The 23,858-nt window shown below is 46.5% G+C and carries 22 protein-coding genes; 13 read left to right on the plus strand and 9 right to left on the minus strand.

The window, feature by feature from the left end; genetic code table 11:
* The first annotated feature begins 5 nt into the window (after nt 1–5).
* The 8 genes from NSQ37_RS09335 to nosA all read left to right on the plus strand — a co-directional run bounded on the left by NSQ37_RS09335 (nt 6) and on the right by nosA (nt 13,726).
* A complete protein-coding gene (locus NSQ37_RS09335; RefSeq protein ID WP_341123606.1) occupies nt 6–5,915 on the plus strand; it encodes a SpaA isopeptide-forming pilin-related protein in 5,910 nt (1,969 codons plus the stop codon).
* A 107-nt stretch (nt 5,916–6,022) separates the two neighbouring features.
* Nucleotides 6,023–6,676, plus strand: coding sequence for a class A sortase (locus tag NSQ37_RS09340; protein WP_025284410.1), 654 nt, complete (start codon nt 6,023–6,025; stop codon nt 6,674–6,676).
* A 241-nt stretch (nt 6,677–6,917) separates the two neighbouring features.
* The gene (locus NSQ37_RS09345) at nt 6,918–8,522 is read left to right on the plus strand and encodes a sensor histidine kinase (RefSeq protein ID WP_085341813.1); all 1,605 of its coding nucleotides are present in this window, start codon (nt 6,918–6,920) and stop codon (nt 8,520–8,522) included.
* Entirely contained in the window at nt 8,519–9,199 is a 681-nt protein-coding gene (locus NSQ37_RS09350; RefSeq protein ID WP_012117060.1) for a response regulator, read from the plus strand. Before NSQ37_RS09345 ends, NSQ37_RS09350 begins: the two co-directional genes overlap by 4 nt.
* Nucleotides 9,200–9,211: 12 nt before the next feature.
* Complete coding sequence (locus NSQ37_RS09355; RefSeq protein ID WP_012117061.1) at nt 9,212–10,174, plus strand: tripartite tricarboxylate transporter substrate binding protein; 963 nt, start codon at nt 9,212–9,214, stop codon at nt 10,172–10,174.
* A gap of 192 nt (nt 10,175–10,366) precedes the next feature.
* On the plus strand, nt 10,367–11,665 hold the full coding sequence (locus tag NSQ37_RS09360; RefSeq protein ID WP_099566489.1) for a citrate:proton symporter: 1,299 nt from the start codon (nt 10,367–10,369) through the stop codon (nt 11,663–11,665).
* Between the two features lie 51 nt (nt 11,666–11,716).
* On the plus strand, nt 11,717–12,511 hold the full coding sequence (locus NSQ37_RS09365; RefSeq protein ID WP_099566490.1) for an MBL fold metallo-hydrolase: 795 nt from the start codon (nt 11,717–11,719) through the stop codon (nt 12,509–12,511).
* Nucleotides 12,512–12,634: 123 nt separating this feature from the next.
* On the plus strand, nt 12,635–13,726 hold the full coding sequence (nosA, locus tag NSQ37_RS09370) for a nitric oxide synthase (protein WP_007408487.1): 1,092 nt from the start codon (nt 12,635–12,637) through the stop codon (nt 13,724–13,726).
* Here nosA and NSQ37_RS09375 read toward each other — a convergent pair.
* Nucleotides 13,720–13,992 (minus strand): acylphosphatase, encoded by a 273-nt coding sequence (locus NSQ37_RS09375; protein ID WP_025284412.1) that lies wholly within the window; start codon nt 13,990–13,992, stop codon nt 13,720–13,722. The two genes, nosA and NSQ37_RS09375, sit on opposite strands and share 7 nt — an antisense overlap.
* 67 nt (nt 13,993–14,059) lie before the next feature.
* On the opposite strand from NSQ37_RS09375, the gene NSQ37_RS09380 reads away from it, so the two are divergent.
* Complete coding sequence (locus NSQ37_RS09380; protein WP_015239385.1) at nt 14,060–14,719, plus strand: MOSC domain-containing protein; 660 nt, start codon at nt 14,060–14,062, stop codon at nt 14,717–14,719.
* 39 nt (nt 14,720–14,758) lie between these two features.
* On the opposite strand, the gene NSQ37_RS09385 is transcribed toward NSQ37_RS09380, so the two are convergent.
* The 4 genes from NSQ37_RS09385 to map all read right to left on the minus strand — a co-directional run bounded on the left by NSQ37_RS09385 (nt 14,759) and on the right by map (nt 16,428).
* Entirely contained in the window at nt 14,759–14,893 is a 135-nt protein-coding gene (locus tag NSQ37_RS09385; RefSeq protein ID WP_003155609.1) for a YflJ family protein, read from the minus strand.
* A gap of 179 nt (nt 14,894–15,072) precedes the next feature.
* Nucleotides 15,073–15,228, minus strand: coding sequence for a hypothetical protein (locus NSQ37_RS09390; RefSeq protein ID WP_007610027.1), 156 nt, complete (start codon nt 15,226–15,228; stop codon nt 15,073–15,075).
* A gap of 82 nt (nt 15,229–15,310) precedes the next feature.
* Entirely contained in the window at nt 15,311–15,622 is a 312-nt protein-coding gene (locus NSQ37_RS09395) for a DUF3243 domain-containing protein (RefSeq protein WP_003155607.1), read from the minus strand.
* 56 nt (nt 15,623–15,678) lie between these two features.
* Nucleotides 15,679–16,428 (minus strand): type I methionyl aminopeptidase, encoded by a 750-nt coding sequence (map, locus tag NSQ37_RS09400; RefSeq protein WP_007408490.1) that lies wholly within the window; start codon nt 16,426–16,428, stop codon nt 15,679–15,681.
* Between the two features lie 164 nt (nt 16,429–16,592).
* Between map and nagE the strand changes: the two genes are divergently transcribed.
* Together nagE and NSQ37_RS09410 are read left to right on the plus strand one after the other, a co-directional pair.
* Complete coding sequence (gene nagE / locus NSQ37_RS09405; RefSeq protein ID WP_061581201.1) at nt 16,593–17,975, plus strand: N-acetylglucosamine-specific PTS transporter subunit IIBC; 1,383 nt, start codon at nt 16,593–16,595, stop codon at nt 17,973–17,975.
* 126 nt (nt 17,976–18,101) lie between these two features.
* Nucleotides 18,102–18,545, plus strand: a complete 444-nt coding sequence (locus NSQ37_RS09410) for a YfmQ family protein (RefSeq protein WP_007408492.1) — start codon at nt 18,102–18,104, stop codon at nt 18,543–18,545.
* Between the two features lie 40 nt (nt 18,546–18,585).
* Here NSQ37_RS09410 and NSQ37_RS09415 read toward each other — a convergent pair whose 3' ends face one another.
* On the minus strand, nt 18,586–20,523 hold the full coding sequence (locus tag NSQ37_RS09415; protein ID WP_020955498.1) for an LTA synthase family protein: 1,938 nt from the start codon (nt 20,521–20,523) through the stop codon (nt 18,586–18,588).
* Between the two features lie 244 nt (nt 20,524–20,767).
* Here NSQ37_RS09415 and NSQ37_RS09420 point away from each other — a divergent pair, with 244 nt between their 5' ends.
* Nucleotides 20,768–21,145: a DnaJ family domain-containing protein gene (locus NSQ37_RS09420; protein WP_007610033.1), complete on the plus strand. Its 378-nt coding sequence runs from the start codon at nt 20,768–20,770 to the stop codon at nt 21,143–21,145.
* A 9-nt stretch (nt 21,146–21,154) separates the two neighbouring features.
* On the opposite strand, the gene NSQ37_RS09425 is transcribed toward NSQ37_RS09420, so the two are convergent.
* Genes NSQ37_RS09425 through NSQ37_RS09435 form a run of 3 tightly spaced genes read right to left on the minus strand, consistent with a single transcriptional unit; the run spans nt 21,155 to nt 22,119 of the window.
* Nucleotides 21,155–21,586 (minus strand): Hsp20/alpha crystallin family protein, encoded by a 432-nt coding sequence (locus tag NSQ37_RS09425; protein WP_003155596.1) that lies wholly within the window; start codon nt 21,584–21,586, stop codon nt 21,155–21,157.
* A gap of 15 nt (nt 21,587–21,601) precedes the next feature.
* A complete protein-coding gene (locus NSQ37_RS09430) occupies nt 21,602–21,844 on the minus strand; it encodes a spore germination protein (RefSeq protein ID WP_003155595.1) in 243 nt (80 codons plus the stop codon).
* Nucleotides 21,845–21,858: 14 nt separating this feature from the next.
* Complete coding sequence (locus NSQ37_RS09435; protein WP_007408496.1) at nt 21,859–22,119, minus strand: spore germination protein; 261 nt, start codon at nt 22,117–22,119, stop codon at nt 21,859–21,861.
* A 270-nt stretch (nt 22,120–22,389) separates the two neighbouring features.
* Between NSQ37_RS09435 and treP the strand changes: the two genes are divergently transcribed.
* The gene (treP, locus tag NSQ37_RS09440; protein ID WP_021493878.1) at nt 22,390–23,805 is read left to right on the plus strand and encodes a PTS system trehalose-specific EIIBC component; all 1,416 of its coding nucleotides are present in this window, start codon (nt 22,390–22,392) and stop codon (nt 23,803–23,805) included.
* Nucleotides 23,806–23,858 lie beyond the last annotated feature (53 nt).

Raw genomic sequence — 23,858 nt, forward strand, 5'->3', positions numbered from 1 at the left:
AAGACTTGGGAGTGAGGAACTTTTCGTTCAGCCCGAAAAAAAGCAAAAGGCTGAGGCCGGCATTGATTTCATGCTTCACGCTGTTTTTCATCTTCAGCCAGGTTGTCAGCTTTACTCCGATCGCAGCCGCTTCCGGATCACAACAAAGCGAGAGCGGGTTCTTTGATTCAGTTGCAGTCAAAGACGGCAGACAGCAGACTGTTGACGGGTCAAAAGCCAGTGAACCGGCTTTAGCACCGGGAGATAAAGTGACACTGACATACGAATGGTCACTAAAAAACAAGGAAGATGCAAGCGACCGGAATATCACCATAAAGATTCCGGAAAGTTTTACATTAGATAACGATGCCGAAGGTGAGCTGACATCAGCTGATCGGGTGATCGGTATATATAAAGCTGAAGCAAACAGCAGCACGCTGGAAGTGAAAGTGAACGATGCTGGAGCGGATGCCGGGGATGCCAAAGGCTCCATTACACTGTCGGCGAAGTTTACTCCCGACATAACAGATGAGACGAAAATGGCAAAAGCTCTTTTTCAACTGGATGCCGGCAAGACCCAGCAGGTGTTAATACCTGTGAAGAAAGACGGAACAACGGATTCCGAAACAGAAAAAAACACCTCTTCAACACCTGCTGAACCTCAGGAAAAGACAGAGAAAAAATCAGCATCTGCAGACGGCGGGGAGAAAGCAGAACAGACAACGAAACCAAAACCTTCTGCTAAACGCAGTCAATCAAAAATGGCGGTTTCAAGCAAATCTGCCGCTAAAAGCCTTCAATCAGGCGGAAGCCGGATTACGCAAAATATTTTAACTGATGTGAAATTGACGGATGAAAAAGGAAAACCATATGACAAAAACAACCCTGCGAATACGAACTCTCCGGCAAATATCACCATTCAATGGGCGATTCCGAATGAGCTGGGGAAAACAATAAACGACGGTGATCGATATGAATTTGATCTGCCTAAAGAATTTATCATGCATAATGACATTACGAACCAGCCATTGACCGACGGCGATAGTACGTACGGAACTTTTTCCATTAATACGAGCGGCCATGTCATCATGACGTTTAACGGCGAGGTAAAAGAAGATTCTAACGTCAAGGGGTCATTGTATGTAAACACCCAATTCAATCAGAAAGAAATAAAAGGATCAACCACACAAAAGATTAAGTTTCCGGTTAACTCTGATACGCCGGACGTAACGGTTTATTTTAAACCGAATGTCAATAAAACCATTGAGAAATCAGGGTCATTGGATAAAGGTATTAATCCCGGAAAGGTAACGTGGACGGTTGATCTTAATAAAAAGGAAGAAGAAGTTAAAAATGCGAAATTGACTGAAAGCCTTCCGGACGAATTGATTTTCCGCTCTGTGAAAGTGTATGAACTTGATGTGAATATTGACGGCTCGGTGAGTCAGGGAAATGAGATAACTTCAGGTTATACCGTTGGCGAAAACGGTAATGTCACCTTCGCCGGGACGATCGATACAGCCTACCGGCTCATATATGACACGGAAATTAAAGATGAGGCAAAGCCGGGTAAAGGCGGAAACATCACGCTGACAAACAAGGCGGCATTCAGCGGAGACAATGCGGAGCCGATTTCTGCGGAAGCTTCCGTAACAGCGGGTTACGGAAAAATGATAGAAAAATCTTCGACAGGTTATAAAGGAGAATCCCAAACGTTCAGCTGGGCTGTTATGTACAACTACGGTGAGAAAAAGATTGATCAATCCAAAGCCGGCATCAAGGATACGTTCGGATCAGACGATCTGCATCTTGTTCCCGGTTCATTGAAAGTCCTTCCGATTACATTCAGCCAGAACGGCAGCGAACAAGAGGGCGCCCCATTAAAAGAGGGTGAGGATTATACGCTGACTGATAACGGGAACGGCTTTGAAATAAAATTCAAGCAAACTGTCACAGGAGCATATAAGATCATTTATCAATCTCAAGTCAACGATGGGGTCATTATTGACAGTCCTGTCAAATACACCAATACAGCAATGACAGATACAGGGGAATCAAAGGAAACTCCGGGAACCGCCATTCAGCAGAATCTGATCAAAAATTATTCAAATGCAGACTATGAGAAGAAGACGGTTGATTGGACAATCACAGTTAATAAAAACGGTTACACAATGAAAGACTGGACGCTGGATGATCAATTCACCAGCGGAGGCCTGGCGCTCATTGACGATTCATTTCACATGCAAGACACGACTGATAACAAAACGCTGAAAGAAGGAACAGACTATACATTAACAAAAAAACCCGGAAATCAAGGCTTTACAATAGCATTGTTCGGGGATTATGCAGAAACAAACAGTCAGTTTAAGATCACGTATAAGACAAAATTCAACGCTGACTTTTCAAACGAACCCATTAAGAATACGGCTGAGTCGACATGGACGGATAAAAACGGCGGCAAACGCACAAATAAGGAATCGAGCGGCTTCACACCGAACAATCAGACGTCCCATAATGGATTCAAAAACGGCTCATACAACGCCGTTTCAAAAGAAATCACATGGAAAGTCGGCATTAATTATAATGGCGAACCTTCAAAAAATCCTTATATAAAAGATACGATCACAGATGGTCAGCAATTTTTGCATGGATCGGTTGCTGTTAAATCGTATACCATCAGCAAAAACGGCTCCATCACTGAAGGAGAGGCGCTGGATCCTTCAAAATATGAAATAGAGGAGCCGTCAGACGGCAACAAAAATACGTTAACCGTACATCTCAAAACAGATGACGCTGTACCATACCTGATTGAATTTAAAACGTCATTAAAAGGCCAGGTCATCAAACAGAATCAATACACAAACAAAGCAGAGTACTTTAATAATGACCACGCAGACCGAACGCTGACGGGTTCAGTTTCCATCGCAAACGGAGGAAACCTGATTTCTAAAGGCGGCAAACAGAACGGAAACAATATCGATTGGAACATCAATGTCAATGCCAGCCAATCGACACTGGATGACGTAAAAGTCAAAGACACCCCGGATGAGAATCAAATAATAGATGAAGATTCTTTTAAAGTATATCAAGCAAAATATAATGAGAACGGCGTTATGAAAGACAGCAGCGGAAATCTTATTCCGGGTGATGTGCAGCTTGAGAAAGATAAGGACTATAAAGTAGATATGCAAACTGACAATGCCACCGGTGAACAATCATTTGTCCTTACCTTTATAGGCGGCTATAAACAAATCGATCGTGCGTATGTCATACAATATCGTTCTCTCATTAATATTTCCGGCAACAGCGGTCAGGTCAGCAACAAAGTGTCGATATCAGGGACAAATGTTGAGGAGCAGACCCAAGAGAACAACAGCTCAGTGTTTGTCGCCATTTCAAGCGGCGGCGGCTCAGGATCAGGAGAGAAGGGAAGCCTGACGATATCTAAAACAGGATCAGACGGAACATCTCTTTCAGGAGCCGGCTTTCAATTATGGTCTAAAGACGGCAAGCAGCTGCTGCGTACGGGCACAACAGACGATGCCGGTAAACTTACGTTTGGGAATATCCGTTACGGAACCTATGTACTGAAAGAAATAAAAGCTCCGGACGGCTACACCATCAGCGATGCTTATGTAAACGGGGTCTCCGTTACGATTGACGGCAAATCCTCCGCTGCAGGAGCACTCTATAAAGTCATAAATCAAAAAAATAAGGTGACGCTTATCAAAAAAGACGAAAACAACAAGCCTTTGGCCGGTGCTGTATTTAAGCTTGAGAAAAAATCAAGCGACGGCACCTATACTCTGATAAAAAATAATATTGAAAGCGATAAAAATGGGAAAGTTGAGATCAACGGTTTGCCCGCCGGATACTATCGGCTGATGGAGACGAAAGCCCCATCAGGGTTTATCGTAAACACAAAAGCCATTCACTTCTCAATCGCAAAGAACGAAAAGAATCAAGTACCTGATGTTGAATTGGGATCAATGGTGAATTATCAAGGAAAAGCCGCATTAACGAAGAAAGATGCAGACGGCGGGAATCTTGAAGGCGCAGTTTTCAAAATCATCGACAGTGATGGAAAAACGGTTCAGAAAGATCTGGTTTCAGATAAGGATGGAAAAATAGAAACATCCGGCCTTGCACCCGGTCATTACGCCTTCATCGAAACGAAAGCGCCCAACGGATATGTGTTAAATACGGAGAAAGTGGAGTTTACCATCTCAGAAACAGCGGAAGGAAAGCCGGAGTCAACTGACGCAGGAACGGCCGTCAACTATAAAGGCTCTGTCCGGCTGACGAAGGAAGATGCGGAAGGCCGAAACCTTGAAGGCGCAGTCTTCAAAATCGTCGACAGTGATGGAAAAACGGTTAAAGAAGATCTGGTTTCAGATAAGGACGGAAAAGTAGAAACATCCGGCCTTGCACCCGGTCATTACGCCTTCATCGAAACGAAAGCGCCCAACGGTTATGTGTTAAATACGGAGAAAGTGGAGTTTACCATCTCAGAATCGGCGGAAGGAAAGCCGGAGTCAACTGACGCAGGAACGGCCGTCAACTATAAAGGCTCTGTCCGGCTGACGAAGGTAGATGCGGAAGGCAAGAAGCTTGAAGGTGCAGTCTTCAAAATCGTCGACAGTGATGGAAAAACGGTTAAAGAAGATCTGGTTTCAGATAAGGACGGAAAAGTAGAAACATCCGGTCTTGCACCGGGTCATTACGCCTTCATCGAAACGAAAGCACCCGACGGTTATGTGTTAAATACGGAGAAAAAAGAGTTTACCATCTCAGAAACAGCGGAAGGAAAGCCGGAGTCAACTGACGCAGGAACGGCCGTCAACTATAAAGGCTCTGTCCAGCTGATCAAGAAGGATCAAGACGGAAACGTTTTAGACGGTGCAGTATTTAAAATCATTGACAGTGATGGAAAAACCGTAAGAGACGATCTGATGACAAAAGAAGGCGGCAAAATTGACGCCGGCGGTTTGGCGCCCGGAAACTATCAATTTGTTGAAACAAAAGCGCCGGATGGTTATCTGCTGTCAACAACCCCTGTGCCGTTTACGATTAAGGCTGAGAACAGCGGAAAACCGAATCAGGCTGCCCTGACTGCAGTTAACATCAAGAACAGCGTTGTTCTCACAAAATTGGATCAAGGTGACAAACGGAAAGTCCTGCAAGGTGCGAAGTTTAATCTGACAGATGCAAACGGCAAAGTACTGACAGAGGGTCTGACGACAGATGAGCACGGACAAATTATTGTACGGGGACTGAAAGCGGGCGAATATCAATTTATCGAAACAAAAGCGCCTGAACTTTACAGTTTGGATCAAACGCCAATATCATTCAAGATCACAAATACCGACATAAAACCAGTCGAAATCAGTGCGGAGAATACACTGACGCCTGGTGATGTCACACTGACAAAAGTGGATCATGACGATAAAAATAAGGTGCTGGAAGGTGCTGAATTCACGATCACGGATTCTGCCGGACATCCGGTAAACACCGGCGGCAGCAAAGAACGGCCGGCGGTATGGAAGACGGATCAAAAGGGCCGGTTTACGGTGAAAGGATTAGCGCCCGGGCAGTATCGATTTATCGAAACAAAAGCGCCTGACGGCTATCAGCTGAACGAAAAACCAATTGAATTCACAATTGAAAAAGGACAGTTAAAAGCCGTTGAGGTCGTCGTTTCTAATAAGAAATTAAAAAATCCCGCACCTGGGAAAGACACACCGAATCATCAAACGAATCAAGGCGGGCATCATCCTGATACCAATGGTAAAACCAATCACTCGGATACAGGCAAAAACCTGCCGAAAACCGGTGATACGGACGGTATGATGCCGGTCACGGCCGGTATTCTGCTGCTATTAGCCGGCGGAGCCGCGGCTGTTGTATCAAGAAAGAAGAAAGCAAGGAATAGATAGACGTTATCGCACCTGATCATGTAAGAATCGATCAGGTGCTTTTTTAAAAAGAGAATCATTTCTCACCAAATATTCACCGCATGACGTACAAGAAAGGAATTTTCTTCATGGTTAAAAAAATGATCATTGCCGTTCTTATTTTGTCCGGGCTGCTTCTCATTTCCTCTCCTCTCATGAAAGGCTGTTTGATCGCGTACCTCAGTAAAAGCCAAATTGAATCGGAATTGACCGCAGAACAAGCGCGGAAAAATAACATGAAAAAAGCGGACTATGATTTTGAATCCATTCATCCGCCCGGTTTCAGGGAAACAGTTCAGTCAAGTTTTAATCGCAAACCAAAACCGATAATCGGACGGATAACCATCAGCAGCATCGATTTAGACCTTCCGATTTTAAAAGGCACAACCAATGAAAACCTGCTGATCGGCGCGGCAACTATGCGTCCGGATCAGAAAATGGGCGAGGGAAACTACCCGTTGGCAGGCCACCATCTGAAGCAGGAGAACCTATTGTTCGGCCCTCTTTTACACATAAAAAAAGGCGCGCAAATCGTGATGACCGACTTTAGAAAAGACTATATTTATTCTGTAACATCAAAAACCATGATTTCAGAAATAGAAGCAAACGCAATTCAGGAGACAAAAGATAAAGAGATTACATTAATCACATGCGACAAAGCGGTAAGAACCGAAGGACGCCTGGCCGTCAAAGGGAAATTGATTGATATTTCCGGTCATTCAAATGTATCTCGGCCATCATAGAGAAACACTTTTTCAACTGAATATACGTCCGCTGTTAAACATCCCGAGACTGGCTTCTGTCAGTCTTTTTTTGCGCAGCGATTATAAAAAGTTCATCCTTCTTATCTCTCTTGAGGGAAATTATACCAGACTGCACTTTTTGAAAGAAATGACAAGAGAAAAAGATCACGAAAATTCTAAAAAGTGAGAAACAAAGATTTAAAAAGTGGTATGATTTTAGGAGGAAAGGACGGCTGGTGCTGTGTTGGAAGCGAAGCGGTTTTATGTCTCTCTGCAAATGAAAATCGCCGGATTAATTGCGGCTTTATTAATACTTGTCATCGGAACGCTCACAGTTATATTTGCCTTTCAGCAATTAAAGGAAGGCCAGAAGCAGGCTGAACAGCTGGCGGTGCAAACGGCAAAAACCATTTCATACATGCCTCCTGTAAAAGAGGCGTTCCGGCTTGCGGATCAAGAGGCTTTTACAAAGTTAGATGTCATTGAACAAATGAAAGAACAGGCAGGCGCGCACGCCGTCTACATCACTGATCAAAAAGGGCATGTTGCATTTCATTCGGCCCGAAGCAGTATTCCGAAAGAAAATCAAAATCTGCAAAATAAAACCGTCATGTTCGGCGGGTCACCGGTTTCCGACGGAATGAAGGCTGTCCGGGGGAGCGCCCCGGTTATTTTGGAGGAAAAAAATCATAACGAAGTCGTCGGAACGGTGACAGTCGAGTTTTTACAAGATGAGATAGAAAAAGATATGAAAGCGCATCTGCGGCATTTAGGCTATTTTGCATGTTTGGTGTTTCTTATCGGCATCGGGGGAGCGGCGGCGCTCGCAAAAAGCATCCGTAAAGATACACTCGGCCTTGAACCGCATGAAATTGCAGCGCTGTACAGGGAGCGCAATGCGATGCTCCTTGCGATTAAAGAAGGGATTATCGCCGTAAACAAAGAAGGCGCGGTAACCATGATGAATTTATCTGCGGCTGATATGCTGAATCTTCCGGAACCGATGATCGGAAGGCATATAAAAGAAATCATGCCGGGCGCAAATCTCATGCCGGTGTTGGCAGGGGGAGAATTACCGCCGAACGTGGAGGTGCGTGCCGGAGATAAAGTATTTATCTTAAACGTGAAAGAAATGAAGCAGACCGGACAAGTATACGGAGCGGTGATCAGCTTCCGCGAAAAAACGGAGCTCAAGAAACTCATTAACAAGCTGACTGAAATGAAAAAATACTCAGAGGATCTTCGGGCGCAAACGCATGAATTCTCGAATAAGCTTTACGCGATCCTCGGTCTGTTAGAGCTGGGAGAATATAATGAAGCCATTGAACTGATAAAAGAAGAGTACGCCATCCAGAATGAACAGCACGAAATCCTCTTTCAAAACATTCATTCACAGCGGGTTCAGGCCATACTATTAGGAAAAATGGGAAAGGCGTCTGAGAAGAAAGTGAAGCTTTCAATAGATGAAAACAGCTTTTTAGAATCGCTGCCGGAGCATGTGGGTTCATCTCAGCTCATTACGATCATCGGAAATCTTATTGATAACGCTTTCGAAGCCGTCGCCGAAAAAGAGAAAAAAGAGGTCGCCTTTTTTATGACCGATATCGGCAGGGATATCGTCATCGAAGTGGCGGACTCAGGAGACGGCGTGCCTCAGGAAAAAACAGAAACGATATTTGAAAAGGGCTACTCTTCAAAGGGGACGAGGAGAGGATACGGCTTAGCCAATCTGAAAGAAGCCGTCAGTGAATTGCAGGGATCGATAGAGATTTCGCAGCAAAAGAGCGGCGGTGCCGTATTTACGGTGTTTATACCGAAAGAAACGCCAAAGGGGGAATCTTTGTGATTAACATCGCGATTGCAGAGGACGACTTTCGAATAGCGCAAATTCACGAAAAATTTATCGAACATCTTGATGGATTCAATGTCATCGGTAAAGCAATCAATGCCAAAGACACCATATCGCTGCTTGAGAAACGGCAGCCTGATCTGCTGCTTTTGGATATTTATATGCCTGATGAGCTGGGGACAGATCTGCTTCCCCTTATCCGCGGCCGTTTTCCTTCCGTTGATATCATCATTATTACGGCTTCTGCCGAAACAAGACTGCTGCAGGAAGCGCTCAGGTCAGGCGTTTCCCACTATGTCATAAAGCCGGTGTCGGCACATAAATTTACAGAAGTGCTTTTGCAGTACCGGGAAAAAAGAGAATGGCTGCACTCACAGCCGGAGCTGAGCCAGTCCGTTATCGACATGTTTTTCGGAAGCGGTCAGAAAGAACAAAAACAGCTCAATGATCTGCCGACCGGGATTAATTCGATTACACTTCAAAAAATCAAAAACGCGCTCAGGGAAGCCCAAAAAGGGATGACGGCCGAAGAACTGGGCGAAAAAATGGGCGCCTCCAGAACAACGGCGCGGCGCTACGCCGAGTTTCTCGTTTCTCAGGAAGAAGCGCTCGCTGAATTAGAGTACGGCATTATCGGCAGGCCGGAACGGAAATATTATTTAGCACATGAATAAGGGATGGGAGAAATGAAGCGGTTGGGAGTGCTTCTTGTCATGCTGGCGGCGCTGGTTTCTTTTGACGGACGGCAGATGGCGGGCATCCGTTCAGCCGAAGGGCCGGTTGAAATTGTCGTCCCGGCGGCGCCTCAAGGGGGCTGGGACGTAACGGCAAAAGCTTTGCAATCGGTTATAGAGCGGAAGCAAATATTAGGCCGTCCCGTAAAGATCGTCTATAAACCCGGCGGAGGCGGAGACAGCGGCTGGAAATATGTAAACGAACGAAAAACGGATGTCATCAGTATGAATTCAAGCCTGCTGTTAAGCAATGAAATTTTGGGACAAAGCCGGCTGAAGGCAGCTGATTTTACGCCTTTGGCCATTATCGCAAAAGAGTGGCAGACCGTCGCTCTTCCGAAGGATTCAAAGATAAAAAGCGGAAAGCGGCTGCTCGGCGATATTAAAGCACATCCGGGCGGCATAAAAATCGGATTTGCGCCCGGCCTCGGAAATGATGACCAGCTCTCCTTTGCGAGAGCGGCGGAAATGGCCGGAATTTCTCCGTTTGATATCCGCTTTTTTCAATACGGGAGCAGCAATGAAGTCATTGAAGCTCTTATCAGCCACGAGATAGACGCCGCCTCAATGACCATTTCAGAAGCGAGAGACGCCTATCGGAAAGGGAAAATCACATTGGCGGCCGTTACGTCGGACAAAAGGCTCTCCGGCTTCAGCGATGTGCCGACATGGAAAGAGCAGGGGGTGCCGTTTGTCTTTGCGCACTGGAGAGGCATCATGGGGCCGAAAGACATGACCGAAGGCGAGATCGCCTATTGGGATCAGGCTTTGAAACAGATTACCTCATCCGCGGAGTGGAAGCAAATGTTGAAAAAACGGGATTGGGAGAGCTTTTATAAAAACAGCAGCGGCGCAAAACGCTTTTTAGAAGAGCAGACCGAGTTTTATAAAGAGATGATGAGCAGCGAAAAATAAGCCTTCCGCATATTTGCGGGAGGCTTTTTATTTATAAATGAACAAAATGAACGAAAAGGTTATAAAAAATTAAAAATCTTTAAAATCCAAAATATTTACTTCAATATCCAATTCTCATAAGATAGCAAAAAGGCGGATAAAGGGGATCGGGCCTTTAAAATGTAAGCGTATTCATGATAAGGGGGACATACTGTGTTAGCAATCTTAGGCTTTCTTATGATGCTTGTTTTTATGGTGCTGATTATGACAAAACGGCTTTCAGTGTTAACGGCGCTCGTATTAACGCCGATCGTGTTTGCGCTGTTTGCCGGGTTTTCTTTTAACCGGGTCGGCGAGATGATGATTTCCGGGATTGAACAGGTGGCGCCGATTGCAGTCATGATTATGTTTGCGATTCTTTATTTCGGCATTATGATTGATACCGGTTTATTTGATCCGATGGTGTCGCGTATTTTAAAGCTGGTTAAAGGCGACCCGCTCAAAATTGTAGTCGGAACAGCCGTTTTAACCATGCTTGTCGCACTGGACGGAGACGGCTCGACGACGTATATGATTACGACAAGCGCAATGCTGCCTTTGTATATCATGCTCGGAATCCGTCCGATTATTTTAGCGGGAATCGCCGGTGTCGGCATGGGTATCATGAACACGATACCATGGGGCGGCGCGACGCCGCGTGCGGCGAGTGCGCTCGGCGTTGACCCGGCAGAGCTGACGGGGCCGATGCTGCCTGTCATTGCCAGCGGAATGGTGTGTATGATTGTGGTCGCTTATGTACTCGGAAGGATGGAAAGGAAACGGCTCGGGGTGATCGAATTAAAGCAGCCGTCCCATACAAATGAAACGGCTGCGGCTGAGGAAGATGAATGGAGGCGGCCGAAACTGTGGTGGTTCAATTTACTGTTAACGCTTTCTTTAGTGGGATTTTTAGTGTCAGGAAAAGTGAATTTAACCGTGCTGTTCATCATTGCGTTTTGTATCGCGCTGATTGTCAACTATCCGAAGCTTAACGATCAAAGGGAGCGTATTTCAGCCCATTCGAGCAATGTGCTTGCGATCGGTTCGATGATTTTTGCCGCAGGCGTGTTTACCGGAATTTTAACGGGGACGAAGATGGTTGATGAGATGGCCATTTCCCTCGTATCGCTTATTCCGGAACAGATGGGGGGATTTATTCCGGCAATTGTTGCCTTAACGAGCGGTATTTTTACATTTCTGATGCCTAATGACGCCTATTTTTACGGCGTGCTGCCCATTTTATCCGAGACCGCCGTGGCGTACGGTGTAGATAAGGTGGAAATCGCCCGCGCTTCGATCATCGGCCAGCCGATTCATATGTTAAGCCCGCTCGTGCCGTCGACGCATTTATTAGTCGGGCTTGCCGGGGTCACCATTGATGAACACCAGAAATTTGCCATGAAATGGGCGGTTCTTGCCGTTATCGTCATGACGGCCTTTGCGCTCATCATCGGCGCAATCACGATTTTTTAACATAAAACACCCGGTTCGTCGCACACTAAAGGCATCAGAGGAGGTGCCATGATGAGTGATCCGTTTATGCCGCTTTTTTCAGTGAGAAGCGGGGCCGGTTTTAAAGCGGCGGACGGCGTTTACGGACTGACCGTGCAGATTGCGAATGTTTACTTTATCGAAAATCCCTCAGCTCCGCGGGAAATCATTCTGGTTGACGCTGGAATGCCTCAATCGGCGGAGATGATAACAGAAGAAATGAAACGCCGGTTCAAAGAGGGGTATCAGCTGAAGGCGGTCATTTTGACACACGGTCATTTTGATCATGTCGGTGCGATTGAAGAGCTGCTTGAGCTTTGGGATGTGCCGGTTTACATTCATGAAAAGGAGCTCCCGTACGTCACGGGGAAAGCGGATTATCCGCCTGCCAGGCCCGATGTGAAAAAGGGGCTTGTCGCAAAGCTGTCACCGCTGTTTCCGCGCCATACGATCCGCATTCCGTCCGTTCAGGCACTGCCTTCAGACGGTACCGTTCCGTTTCTTGAAGAATGGAAATGGGTGCATACGCCCGGCCACACACCCGGCCATATTTCATTATTCCGGGATAAAGACCGCGTTCTGCTTGCCGGTGATGCCGTGATCACTGTTGAACAGGAATCGCTTGCGGACGTTGTCATTCAAAAGCAAGAGCTTCACGGGCCGCCCGCTTATTTTACAGCGGATACGCAGACGGCGGCCGCATCCGTTCAGAAACTGGCCGAACTGGAGCCGGAAGCGCTTTTGACGGGTCACGGAATTCCGATGACGGGAAAAAACTACCGTGAGGATTTGCTTACACTGGCTGAAAAACTGCATTCCGTTTTGTAAAACACCTGCGAACATCACAGGTGTTTTTTCTTTGCAGTTTCCAGTATGATACAAAAAAACCATTGTGTTCACTCCTAAAAACGATACAATGGGAAACAGATGTAAATTGAAGGAGAGAGTTTTTTGAAACATACGGAAATACTTTGGGATGAGGCGAAGGATTTTATTGATGTCTGCTATCAGGAACTCGGAATGGAATCGCAAATCAACGCGCGTCTGCACGCGATAAAAGATGAGATAGATCGGACGGGAAGTTACGTCCATACGGCGGAAGAGCTTGAACACGGGGCGAAAATGGCGTGGCGCAACAGCAACCGCTGTATCGGGCGTCTGTTCTGGCAATCGCTGAACGTCATTGACCGGCGCGGTGTGAACACGAAAGAAGAGGTGCGCGACGCATTATTTGAACATATCAAAATCGCCACGAACGGCGGAAAAATTAAACCGACGATTACGATTTTCCCTCCTGAGAAGAATGGGGAAAAACAAGTGGAGATCTGGAATCACCAGCTCATCCGCTATGCGGGATATGAGACTGAAAAAGGAAGAGTCGGTGATCCGGCATCATATGAGCTGACGGCTGTCTGCGAAAAACTCGGCTGGCGCGGGAAGCGGACCGATTTTGATATTCTGCCGCTGCTTTTCCGGATGAAAGGGGACGGGCAGCCGGTCTGGTATGACCTGCCTCAGACGCTCGTGAAAGAAGTGCCGATCACCCATCCGGATATTGAAGAGTTTGCCGATTTAAATCTCAGATGGTACGGGGTTCCGATTATCGCCGATATGAGGCTTGAAATCGGCGGGCTGTCGTACAACGCGGCGCCTTTTAACGGATGGTATATGGGAACCGAAATCGGCGCAAGGAACCTTGCTGACGAAAAACGGTATGATATGCTCAAAAAAGCCGCTGCGGTCATGGGGATTTCCGCCAGCCTGAATACCGACCTGTGGAAGGATCAGGTGCTGGTGGAACTGAATAAGGCAGTGCTCTATTCATACAAAAAACACGGTGTCAGCATTGTCGATCACCATACGGCGGCGAATCAATTTAAACGCTTTGAAGAACAGGAACAAGACGCGGGAAGAAAGCTGACGGGCGACTGGACCTGGCTGATTCCGCCGATCTCGCCGGCTTCCACCCACATTTTCCATAAATCATATGACAATACGATTGTGAAGCCGAATTATTATTATCAGGACAAGCCTTATCAGTAACTGATGGTAAAAGTGCGGTACCCTTTCAGACGGTGTGATTCTTCGATGGTTATGCCGGTGACATTTGAGAAGGGGCTGCCTTTTCTGACTGCTTCGGCAAATTGTTTTAACGACTCTTCAGGACCTTCGGCAAGGATTTCCACCCGGCCGTCATCACGGTTTTTTACCCAGCCGGCTACCTTATGTCTGTCGGCTTCCATCTGGACGAAGTAGCGAAAACCTACGCCCTGAACCCGGCCGTCTGCAATCATATGATATTGAAGCATGGAAAAACCACCTTTTTCTTACTATGATAAAGGAAAGATATGAGATTTCGCAAAGGATGTGAACGAGGTGACGCAAGACTATTCTGTCTTATCTATCAATCTCGGAAAGCCCGCAATTCATGAATTTGCCGGCAGACAAATCAATTCCGGCATCATAAAGCGGCCCGCAGATTCTCCCGTCATGCTGTATAAAACCCATTTTGACGGGGACGGGCAAGCCGACTTGAAGCATCACGGAGGCCCCGATAAAGCGGTGTGCGTGTATCCCGCCGAGCATTATTCATATTGGGAAACAACGCTCGCGAGAAAACTTCCCGCCGCCGCGTTCGGGGAGAATGTAACGGTCAAAGGACTGGCCGAACAAGACGTGTGGATCGGAGACGTCTTTCAGCTGGGGGAAGCCGTCGTTCAAGTAAGCCAGCCGCGCCAGCCCTGCGTCAAACTCGCGCTCAAATATGGCATCAAAGATATGGTGCTCCGTGTACAGCAGACGGGATTTACCGGCTTTTATTTCAGGGTGCTTGAAGAAGGATATGTCGATCCGCGTCCCGTCCTCAAGCGTCTGTCGAGAGGAAAAGAAAGCATTTCCGTCTGGTATGCGAATGAAGTGAAATATCGTGATTCCGGCAATCTGTCAGCGATTGAAGAAATACTGCGGGAAGAAGCGCTGTCAGAAAGCTGGAGGGAGTCCTTCCTTAAAAAAAGAGACAGGCTCACTAATGTATAGAAAAAAGCCGTGCTGCACTGACAGCACGGCTGATTTACGTTATGCTTGTTTTTTTGTTTCCAGCAGATTGGCAAGGAAGTACTTTTTGAAGCTTTGAAGCTTTCTTCCTTCATAGTGGGTAATTCCTTTTTTCTTTAACTCTTCTACATACCAGCCTTTACTGCCATAATGCATGTCAGAAAACTCCTTTCTCCGTTCTCCCGTTGAGGAGAGTTTCTTCAGTTTTTGCCAAACTTTTGGCATTGTAACATCTATAAAAAGACGCTGAAAAGGGATAACGCAAAAACTGAGACTTTCGATTCAGAGATGTAAAGCTTTCTTACATATATATGTAAAGGGCGGTCTTTTCATGCTTAATGGCCGGTTAATTTTAACAGCACCGTTCCGAGTGTCATGATTCCGAAAACGACGCCGAAATAAACCAGCATCCCCTTCTTTTTCTTCACTCCGTAAACGGTAAGAATGATGCTTTCAATAAAGAAAATAAACCCGAAGATAATAAACCACATGTTGAAAAATGGCTCCTTTCACAGACATATGTCCAGTGTAGCACAACTCTTATAACGGAGCATAAAAAAGCCGGGCACTGTATCAGTGTCCGGCAAGTTTGACGAGAAGCTGGGCCAAATGCTGTTTTTCATTGTCATCCGCAATGTCCCACAGTTCTTGTAAGAGTTTTTCTTCCGCATTGCGGGGCTCCTCGTGTTTGGCGAGATAGTCCCCGAGGATGGCGGCGCTTTTGATGATTTTGCTGTCATCCAGACCCAGTTTTTTTCCGGCGGAAATTTTCTGATGAAGGTACGCCTTAAATTCCTCGAAATCCTCTAAAATCTGCTGTTTCGTTACGCCGTGCATGGCGTGTATTTCGTTTTCGATTTTGATTTTTTCTTTATCTTTTTTCATGCGTCTCCCTCCTTCGGGTTAGTTGTTGTATACCTGTTTGGAAGGGAGATGAAACATTACAATGCAGTTAAAATAATCGGTTTGTCTTTTGTGATCACGATGGTGTGTTCCACTTGGGCGACAAGGCTTTTATCCGGCGTTTTAAACGTCCAGCCGTCTCCCGCTTCAACAATCGTTTCCGCTTTCGTGGAAATAAACGGCTCAAGCGCGATCACGGTTCCGTTTTTAAACAGCGCGTTATCAAACGGATCATAGTAATTCATGATGTGGTTCGGCGCTTCATGGAGGTTTCTGCCGATTCCGTGGCCCGTCAGCGTTTTAATAACGGTAAATCCATTGGAGCGGGCTTCATGATAGACGGCTCTGCCGATCTGGTTTTGGCGTTTGCCGGCTTTTGCCTGATCCAATCCTTTCTGAAATGCGGATGCTGCGCAATTACAAAGCTTTTGCAGACGTTCATCGCCTTCTCCGAGCACAAATGAAATTCCCGTATCGGAATAAAAACCGCCGAACTCCGCCGAAATATCGATATTTACAAGATCTCCGGCTTTTAAGATTTTAGAGGCGCTCGGGATGCCGTGAGCGACTTCGTCATTTACGCTGATGCATGTCACGCCCGGGAAATCGTATTCCTTCTCCGGAGCGGAAGCGGCTCCGTGCTCGTCAAGCACCGCCTTTCCGATCAGGTCAAGATCTTTCGTGCTCATGCCGGGCTCGGCTTTTTTCTTCATTTCTTCACGCGCCAGCGCGACGATTCTGCCGATTTTTTTAAGGCCTTCTAATTCTTGATCGTTCGTTACAATCATTGTCATTCCCGCTTTCTATTTTTAATCATCTGATTCAAGCTTACCACAACTGGTTTATAAATAGAAAACCAACAAGCCTTATGTGAATAAATGAAGGAAAATTGGTATAGATCACTAGATAACTTATGTGGTATATTTAAGAAAAAAGAAGGGGGATGGGTAAAATGCTTCAATTTTTGCAAAAACTCGGAAAATCATTTATGCTTCCGATTGCCGTTCTGCCCGCCGTTGGTATTATTTTGGCCATTGGCAGAGAGGACTTATTAAATATTCCGTTCATTTACGCGGCGGGGACCGCGGTATTTGATCATCTGCCGCTGATTTTCGCGATCGGAATCGCGATCGGGATTTCGAAAGACAGCAACGGGGCCGCCGCTCTGTCGGGAGCAATTTCTTATATCATGCTGGACGCGGCTGTAAAATCAATCAATTCGACAAATAATATGGCCGTTTTCGGAGGGATAATCGCGGGGTTAATTGCGGGATACACGTATAATCGCTTTAAGGATACGAAGCTGCCCGAATATCTCGGGTTTTTCAGCGGGCGCAGGCTCGTTCCGATTGTAACGGCGCTGATTACCATTATTTTGGCGGGGATCTTCGGATTTGTGTGGCCGCCGATTCAGTCGGTGATTACGTCTTTCGGGGAATGGATGATCGGGCTTGGCGGAATCGGCGCCGGGATTTACGGGATTTTTAACCGGCTTTTGATTCCATTCGGTCTTCATCATGTGCTGAATAATATTTTTTGGTTCCAGTTTGGCGATTTTCACGGAAAAACGGGAGATCTGGCCCGCTTCTTTGCGAAAGATCCGACGGCGGGAACTTATATGACGGGATTCTTCCCGATTATGATGTTCGGGCTTCCGGCCGCATGTCTGGCAATGATTGCCGCGGCTAAGCCAAGTAAGCGCAAAGCGACGGCCGGAATGATGATCGGTCTCGCGCTGACGGCATTTATTACCGGAATTACAGAGCCGATTGAATTTGCATTTATGTTTTTATCACCGCTTTTATACGGGGTTCATGCTATATTAACCGGGTTCTCTTTATTTATCGTGAATGTTCTCGGAATCAGGTCAGGTTTTTCATTCTCGGCGGGGGCGATCGATTATCTCCTCAGCTACGGCATTGCCGAAAAACCGCTTTTGCTGCTCGTTGTCGGGCTTTGTTATGCAGTGATCTATTTTGTCGTCTTCTATATGCTCATCAAAACGTTAAACTTGAAAACGCCGGGACGGGAAGATGATGAGGAAGAGGAAGAAGTGCTTAGTGAAGATACGGCCGGTTCCGTCGAAGAACATGCCATGCTCAAGGGGCTCGGCGGCAGGCAAAACCTCGAAACGATTGATCACTGTGCGACCCGCCTCAGGCTGACTGTGCAGGATACGTCTCTCATTAATGAAGCGGCGCTTAAAAAAGCGGGAGCAAAAGGGGTTATCAAAACGGGGAATAAAACGGCACAGGTCATTATCGGGCCGAACGTCGAATTTGTCGCGGAAGAGCTGAGAGAAGTCGTCCGCCTTGACGATCAGAAGCAGACTTGATAAATCCGGATCACCTATGTGATCCGGATTTTTTTTGAACATATATCAAGTTTCACATAATGTACAAAAAACAACGTTTTCTTCTATGTTAAGATTCATGTAGAACAAGTATGGAGATGATGTAAGGTGACATGGATTGCAGTTGTTTCAATTGTTGTCATAAGCCTGATTAAGATTGTGCTGACATGCCTTCCTACCGGAGCGGTGGAATGGATCCTCCGCAAGTTTGAAACCCATTCAAAGCTCAGTGACGCGTCCGCTGCCGTTTCCCTCGGCGGAAAACGTCTGGAAGGCGAAGACAAACGCCGGGTGATTGATGATTTTAACGAAGCCGTGTTTATCGAACGGCATTATATATACCCAGGGGATGAAGAGCGTTATCTTCATCCGCAAAACGGAGCTGATCCGCTTGTGATTAAGACGAGAAAAGGGAAAAAAGATGTGACGGTGTTTGTATACAGCTACGAAGATCATGTAGATGTCGTCAAACAGCAGAAAAAGAAAGTCGTCGCTTATTCAGTTCTTTCCGACAGCCTGCAAAAGCGCTCTATGGCCGCCGCCGGGAGCTGAACATAAAAAAGCCAGATCATTGATATGATCTGGCTTTCGTTTATTCTTTTTGATCATCTGCTGAGGAATCTTCACGCTTCGTATAATCGAATTGTGAAGGATCCACTTTCTTAAAGCCTTTCGGCTGATAGAAACGAAGCAGATCGCCGTTGATGATCTTATCAGACATTTCAAGCTCAGTCTTGACGAGAGAGTCTTCTTTTTTGTCGACTTCTGAATCATCTAAAAGTCTTCCGGTTTTCGTATCGTAATACTTGCCGGACACTTTCGTATAGTTCGGCGAGATGAAGTCTCCGTTACGGAACGGAATGACTTCTCTGTGCTCTTTCGATAAGATATCTGAACCTGACATGAGATAATCTTTCGTATCGACGCCGAGCAGATGAAGAACGGTCGGCGCGACATCGACTTCACCGGCAAATTTATGATTGCGGCCGCCTTTCACGCCGGGAGCGTGGATAAAGAGCGGCACCCGCTGAAGCTGGGCATTGTCGTATTCAGTGATCTCATCTTTGCCGAGCACTTTCGCCATCGCTTTATTATGGTTTTCGGAGATGCCGTAGTGGTCTCCGTACATCACGATAATCGACTTATCGTACAGGCCGTCTTTTTTCAGGTCATGAAAGAACTGTTCAATTGATTCATCCAGATAGTTCGCGGACTGGAAGTAGTTATTGACGACTGAATCGCCAAAGTCTCCCGCCGGGAAGTCCGTGTCTTCTTTATCCATTCCGAACGGGAAGTGATTGGACAGCGTAATGAACTTCGTATAGAACGGCTGCGGCAGGCTCTTTAAGAGCGGCATGGATTCTTTGAAATACGGTTTGTCTTTCATGCCGTAGTTTTTCGTATTTTCTTCGCTCATGTCATAATAAGCGGAATCGAAAAACTTATCGATGCCTTCCGCTTTGTACATTTCGTTACGGTTCCAGAAAGTCTGCGTATTTCCGTGGAAAGCGGCAGACGTGTACTTTTTGCCTTTTAGGATCGCAGGAACGGACTGCAGCGTGTTTTGCGCTTTATTGACGAAAACCGAACCTTGCGAAAGCGGGTACAGAGAGTTCTCCATCATAAATTCCGCATCAGATGTTTTACCTTGTCCCGTTTGGTGGAAAAAGTTATCAAAGTAGAATGTTTGATTATCGTGCGCCAGTTTGTTTAAAAACGGCGTCACTTCCTTGCCGTTAATTTTGTAATCAATGATAAAGGACTGCAGAGACTCTAATGAGACGTAGATGACGTTTTTTCCTTCGGCTTTTCCGAAGTAGACGTTATTCGGCACGTCATAGTTGGCCTTCATATAGTTTTCCACATCCGTTACATCGCTTGAATCGGCAAGCGCGCGCTGGCTGTTTGATTTCACATTCTGCACGGCATCGTAAATCGTAAAGTTGTACGTGCCCAAGTATTTCACCAGATAGTTTCGGTCAAATGAGCGTGTCAAAAGCTCAGGACGGTCGGATTCCGCGACGGCGAGGTTGATCAGGAACATAAGCACGGCGGAAGCCAAAACGATTCTGAATGATTTCTTCGCCGGTTTTTCAGCCGGTTTTTTCATCTTAAGGGCCAAAATAATCAAAATGACGGTATCCAGGAAGTAGAAGGCGTCTGTCCATCTCATTAACGAGAACGCGCTGTCTCCGAGCTGGCCGCCGTTTGTCTTTGCCTGCATCATGACCGGGATGGTAATGAAATCATTAAAGAATCTATAATAGACGATGTTTGCAAAAAGCAAAAAAGACAATAAAAAATGAATCACAATAATGGCTGTCTGCTGTAATTTTTTCTTGAAAAGAAGCCCAAATCCAAGAAAGAACAAGCTGGAGCTCAGCGGATTCACAAAAAGCAATATTTTCTGGATCGTGTTGTCTATGCCGAGGTTAAAGTTTAAAATATAAGCGACATATGTTTTCACCCACAATAACACGACCGCTATCAAGAAGAAGGCAAGTCCTCTTTCTTTTATAAATGTTTTCATTGTTACACTCCTTTTTTCCGATCACGGTTTAAACGGAACGATAGAAAAAACGAACGTAATCAATATACCATGAAACCAGCAAATAGAAAAGGTGGAAAAGGCTCATCGGAAAAAGGGCGAAAAACGCTGTCGCAACGGCGGTTAATCTGTTAAATGACAGCTTTAAAACATATAAATGGCACAAACTGGGATTGTGTTTCCGTATGATCATACCCGGTTCTATTGAAAAAAGAGGTGAACAGTGATGGATATTGCCCATATCGTGGCTGAAGATAAAATCAAGCGCGCCATTAAGGACGGAGAGTTCGCCGGCATCAAAGGAATGGGAAAGCCCCTGCCGAAAGACGATGCCGCACATCTTCCGGAGTCGCTCAGAATGGGCTACCGCATATTAAAAAACGCCGGGATCGCCGAGGATGAGGGCGCGCTGAAGAAAGAGCTGATGACGCTCGATTATTTGATCGCCAAGTGCCGCAATGAACAGGAGCGGGATCACTTGCGGAACAAACGGACGGAAAAACAAGTCAGACTCGACAAACTGACGGAGGAGAAAGCCATGTTCTCAAAACCCGCATCTTCTCATTATAAGGAGAAAGTGTACAGACGGCTGGGCCGCCCGTAAGCCGGCTCTTTAGATTTTTTTCTGAAAAGGAATGTGCTCCATAAGGCGCGGGTAGGAAATGTGGAGCAGGCCGTTTACGCACTGCGCCTGTAACAGGTGGGGCTCAGCCGGTTCAGGAAGCTCAATCGTCTCATCGATTTCCCCGTAATACCGGTTTTGGCAGACGCCCATGTTCTTTGGAAAAAGGGGTGTGATGTTTCCTCTGATATGCAGCCGTGTTCTTGACAGCAGCCTCAATGTCAATTCTTCTTCGTAAACGCCGGGCATTTCCACAATGACGAATGTGTGCTGTTCATCCTGATAAATATCATAAGTCAGGGTGTTTTTTTGTAAGGAGAAAAAATCTTCGGGAGATTTCCGTTTCAGGACATTGGTCCAAAAGTCGCTGGGCTTGTGCTCGTTCGTAATCTCAAGCCACTTTCTCATTTTTTCGATATCCACTTCGGCAGAACCTCCCTATATTTGATTTGCGATCGGCATTGACGGGTTGGCGATCTGATCCTGATCGCTCACGTCAGGGTCAAGATGGCCCGAATTCAAACATCCGGCGGCCGGCGAAAAATCCCCTAAAGAAAAGTTCGCGCCGACAAATTTGCTGTTGGCGGTGTGGCTGTTTTGTACGGTCTGACCGATATCGACGTTTCCGTTTTGCGTTGCTCCGTTTACTTTTATATTGACGACGTTAATTTGGTAAGGCATTCATAAAAACCCCTTTAATCTATAATGGGCGGCACCGGCGTAATATTTGCGGTATCTGCGGTTCCGATGGCTGTCTGGTCGTTGACATCAGGATCATTTAACAAGTTCTCCATCATCGATTCTATAGGTGACGTATCGCCGAATGAAGAGTTCAGTCCTTGTGATTTGTTATTTGTGGTGGGACTGTTGTATGCCGCTTCCCCAATCGTAATAGATCCGTTGCCAGAAATACTGTTAATCTTCAAATAGTACAGGTTGATAACAGTGGATGGCATCTCTTCACACCTCTTTAACTTAGTTGTACAGTACTGTATGCTTTTTGTGCTCCTGTTGTGAATTCCGCCCGGACATGTTCCCGATAAAACAAGAAGTCAAGGCCCGGTTCCGGCGGGGCTTTTTTTGTTTCAGGGTCTTTCGCAGTATATTTGTGATGAAAGCGCTATAAAAATAGATTGACGACATGTATATACATCATTACAATAGAGTCATAAACATGTATATACAAGTTTGTAAGACAAAATGAAAACGGTTACGGAGGGGTTGGCATGGGTGAGTTTAACCGGGCTGCGCGGCAGATCGCTGAAGCTGTCGGCGGAATCGAAAATATTGAGGCGGCGACTCATTGTGTGACGCGTTTGCGGTTTGCATTAATAGATGAAACCAAAGTAAACCAAAAAATGCTTGATGCAATAGACATTGTCAAAGGATCTTTTGCGGTAAACGGGCAGTTTCAAGTCGTGATCGGGCAGGGGACGGTCAACAAAGTATATGCGGAATTAGTGAAGGAAACGGGGATGGGTGAAGCGTCCAAGGATGACGTGAAGAAGGCGGCAGCGCAAAAAATGAATCCTTTACAGCGTGCTGTGAAAACGCTTGCGGACATCTTTATTCCGATCTTGCCGGCGATCGTCACGGCCGGGCTTTTAATGGGTCTGAACAACATCTTAACGGCGGAAGGCATTTTCTACAGCGCCAAATCGATTGTCCAAGTGTATCCGCAATGGGCGGATCTCGCCAATATGATTAATCTGATCGCGGGGACGGCCTTCGCTTTTCTGCCGGCTTTAATCGGCTGGTCGGCAGTGAAGCGGTTCGGAGGAAGCCCGCTCTTGGGTATCGTGCTAGGGCTGATGCTGGTGCATCCTGATCTGTTAAACGCATGGGGCTACGGGGCTGCCGAGCAGAGCGGCGATATTCCGGTGTGGAACCTGTTCGGCCTTGAGGTGCAGAAAGTCGGGTATCAAGGTCAGGTGCTCCCAATTCTGCTGGCGTCTTATTTACTTGCCAGGCTTGAGCTCTTTTTGACGAAACGGACGCCGGAGGGCATTCAGCTGTTAGTCGTCGCGCCGGTGACGCTTTTGGTCATCGGTTTTCTATCCTTTGTCATCATCGGTCCGATCACCTTTGCGATCGGTAACGCGCTGACGGCGGGATTGATTGCCGTTTTCGGCCAATTCTCCGCCATCGGAGGCCTGCTGTACGGAGGGCTGTATTCGGCGCTTGTGATCACGGGGATGCACCATACGTTTCTCGCGGTCGATCTTCAATTAATCGGATCAAAGCTCGGCGGCACATTTTTATGGCCGATGCTCGCATTGTCAAATATCGCTCAAGGGTCGGCAGCTTTGGCCATGATGTTGATTACAAAAGATAAAAAACAGCGGGGGCTTTCACTGACGGCCGGCATTTCCGCATATTTGGGCATTACCGAACCGGCGATTTTCGGCGTGAATCTGCGTTACAAATTTCCGTTTGTGATCGCCATGATCAGCTCGGGAATCGCGGGGATGTTCATCTCCGTCAAAGGCGTTCTCGCAAGCTCGGTCGGAGTCGGCGGCGTGCCGGGGATCTTCTCCATTATGAGTCAGTACTGGGGTCCGTTTGCGATCGGAATGCTGATCGTACTGATTCTCCCGTTTGCGGGAACATACGGGTATGCGAGGCTGAAACGGCAAAAATAGAAAACCTGCTGGGCGCCTTCTATCAGGCTGTCCCTTTTCCCTTTCAATTCAAA

This window comes from Bacillus sp. FSL P4-0334 (genome assembly GCF_038004825.1).
Taxonomy (GTDB): domain Bacteria; phylum Bacillota; class Bacilli; order Bacillales; family Bacillaceae; genus Bacillus; species Bacillus velezensis.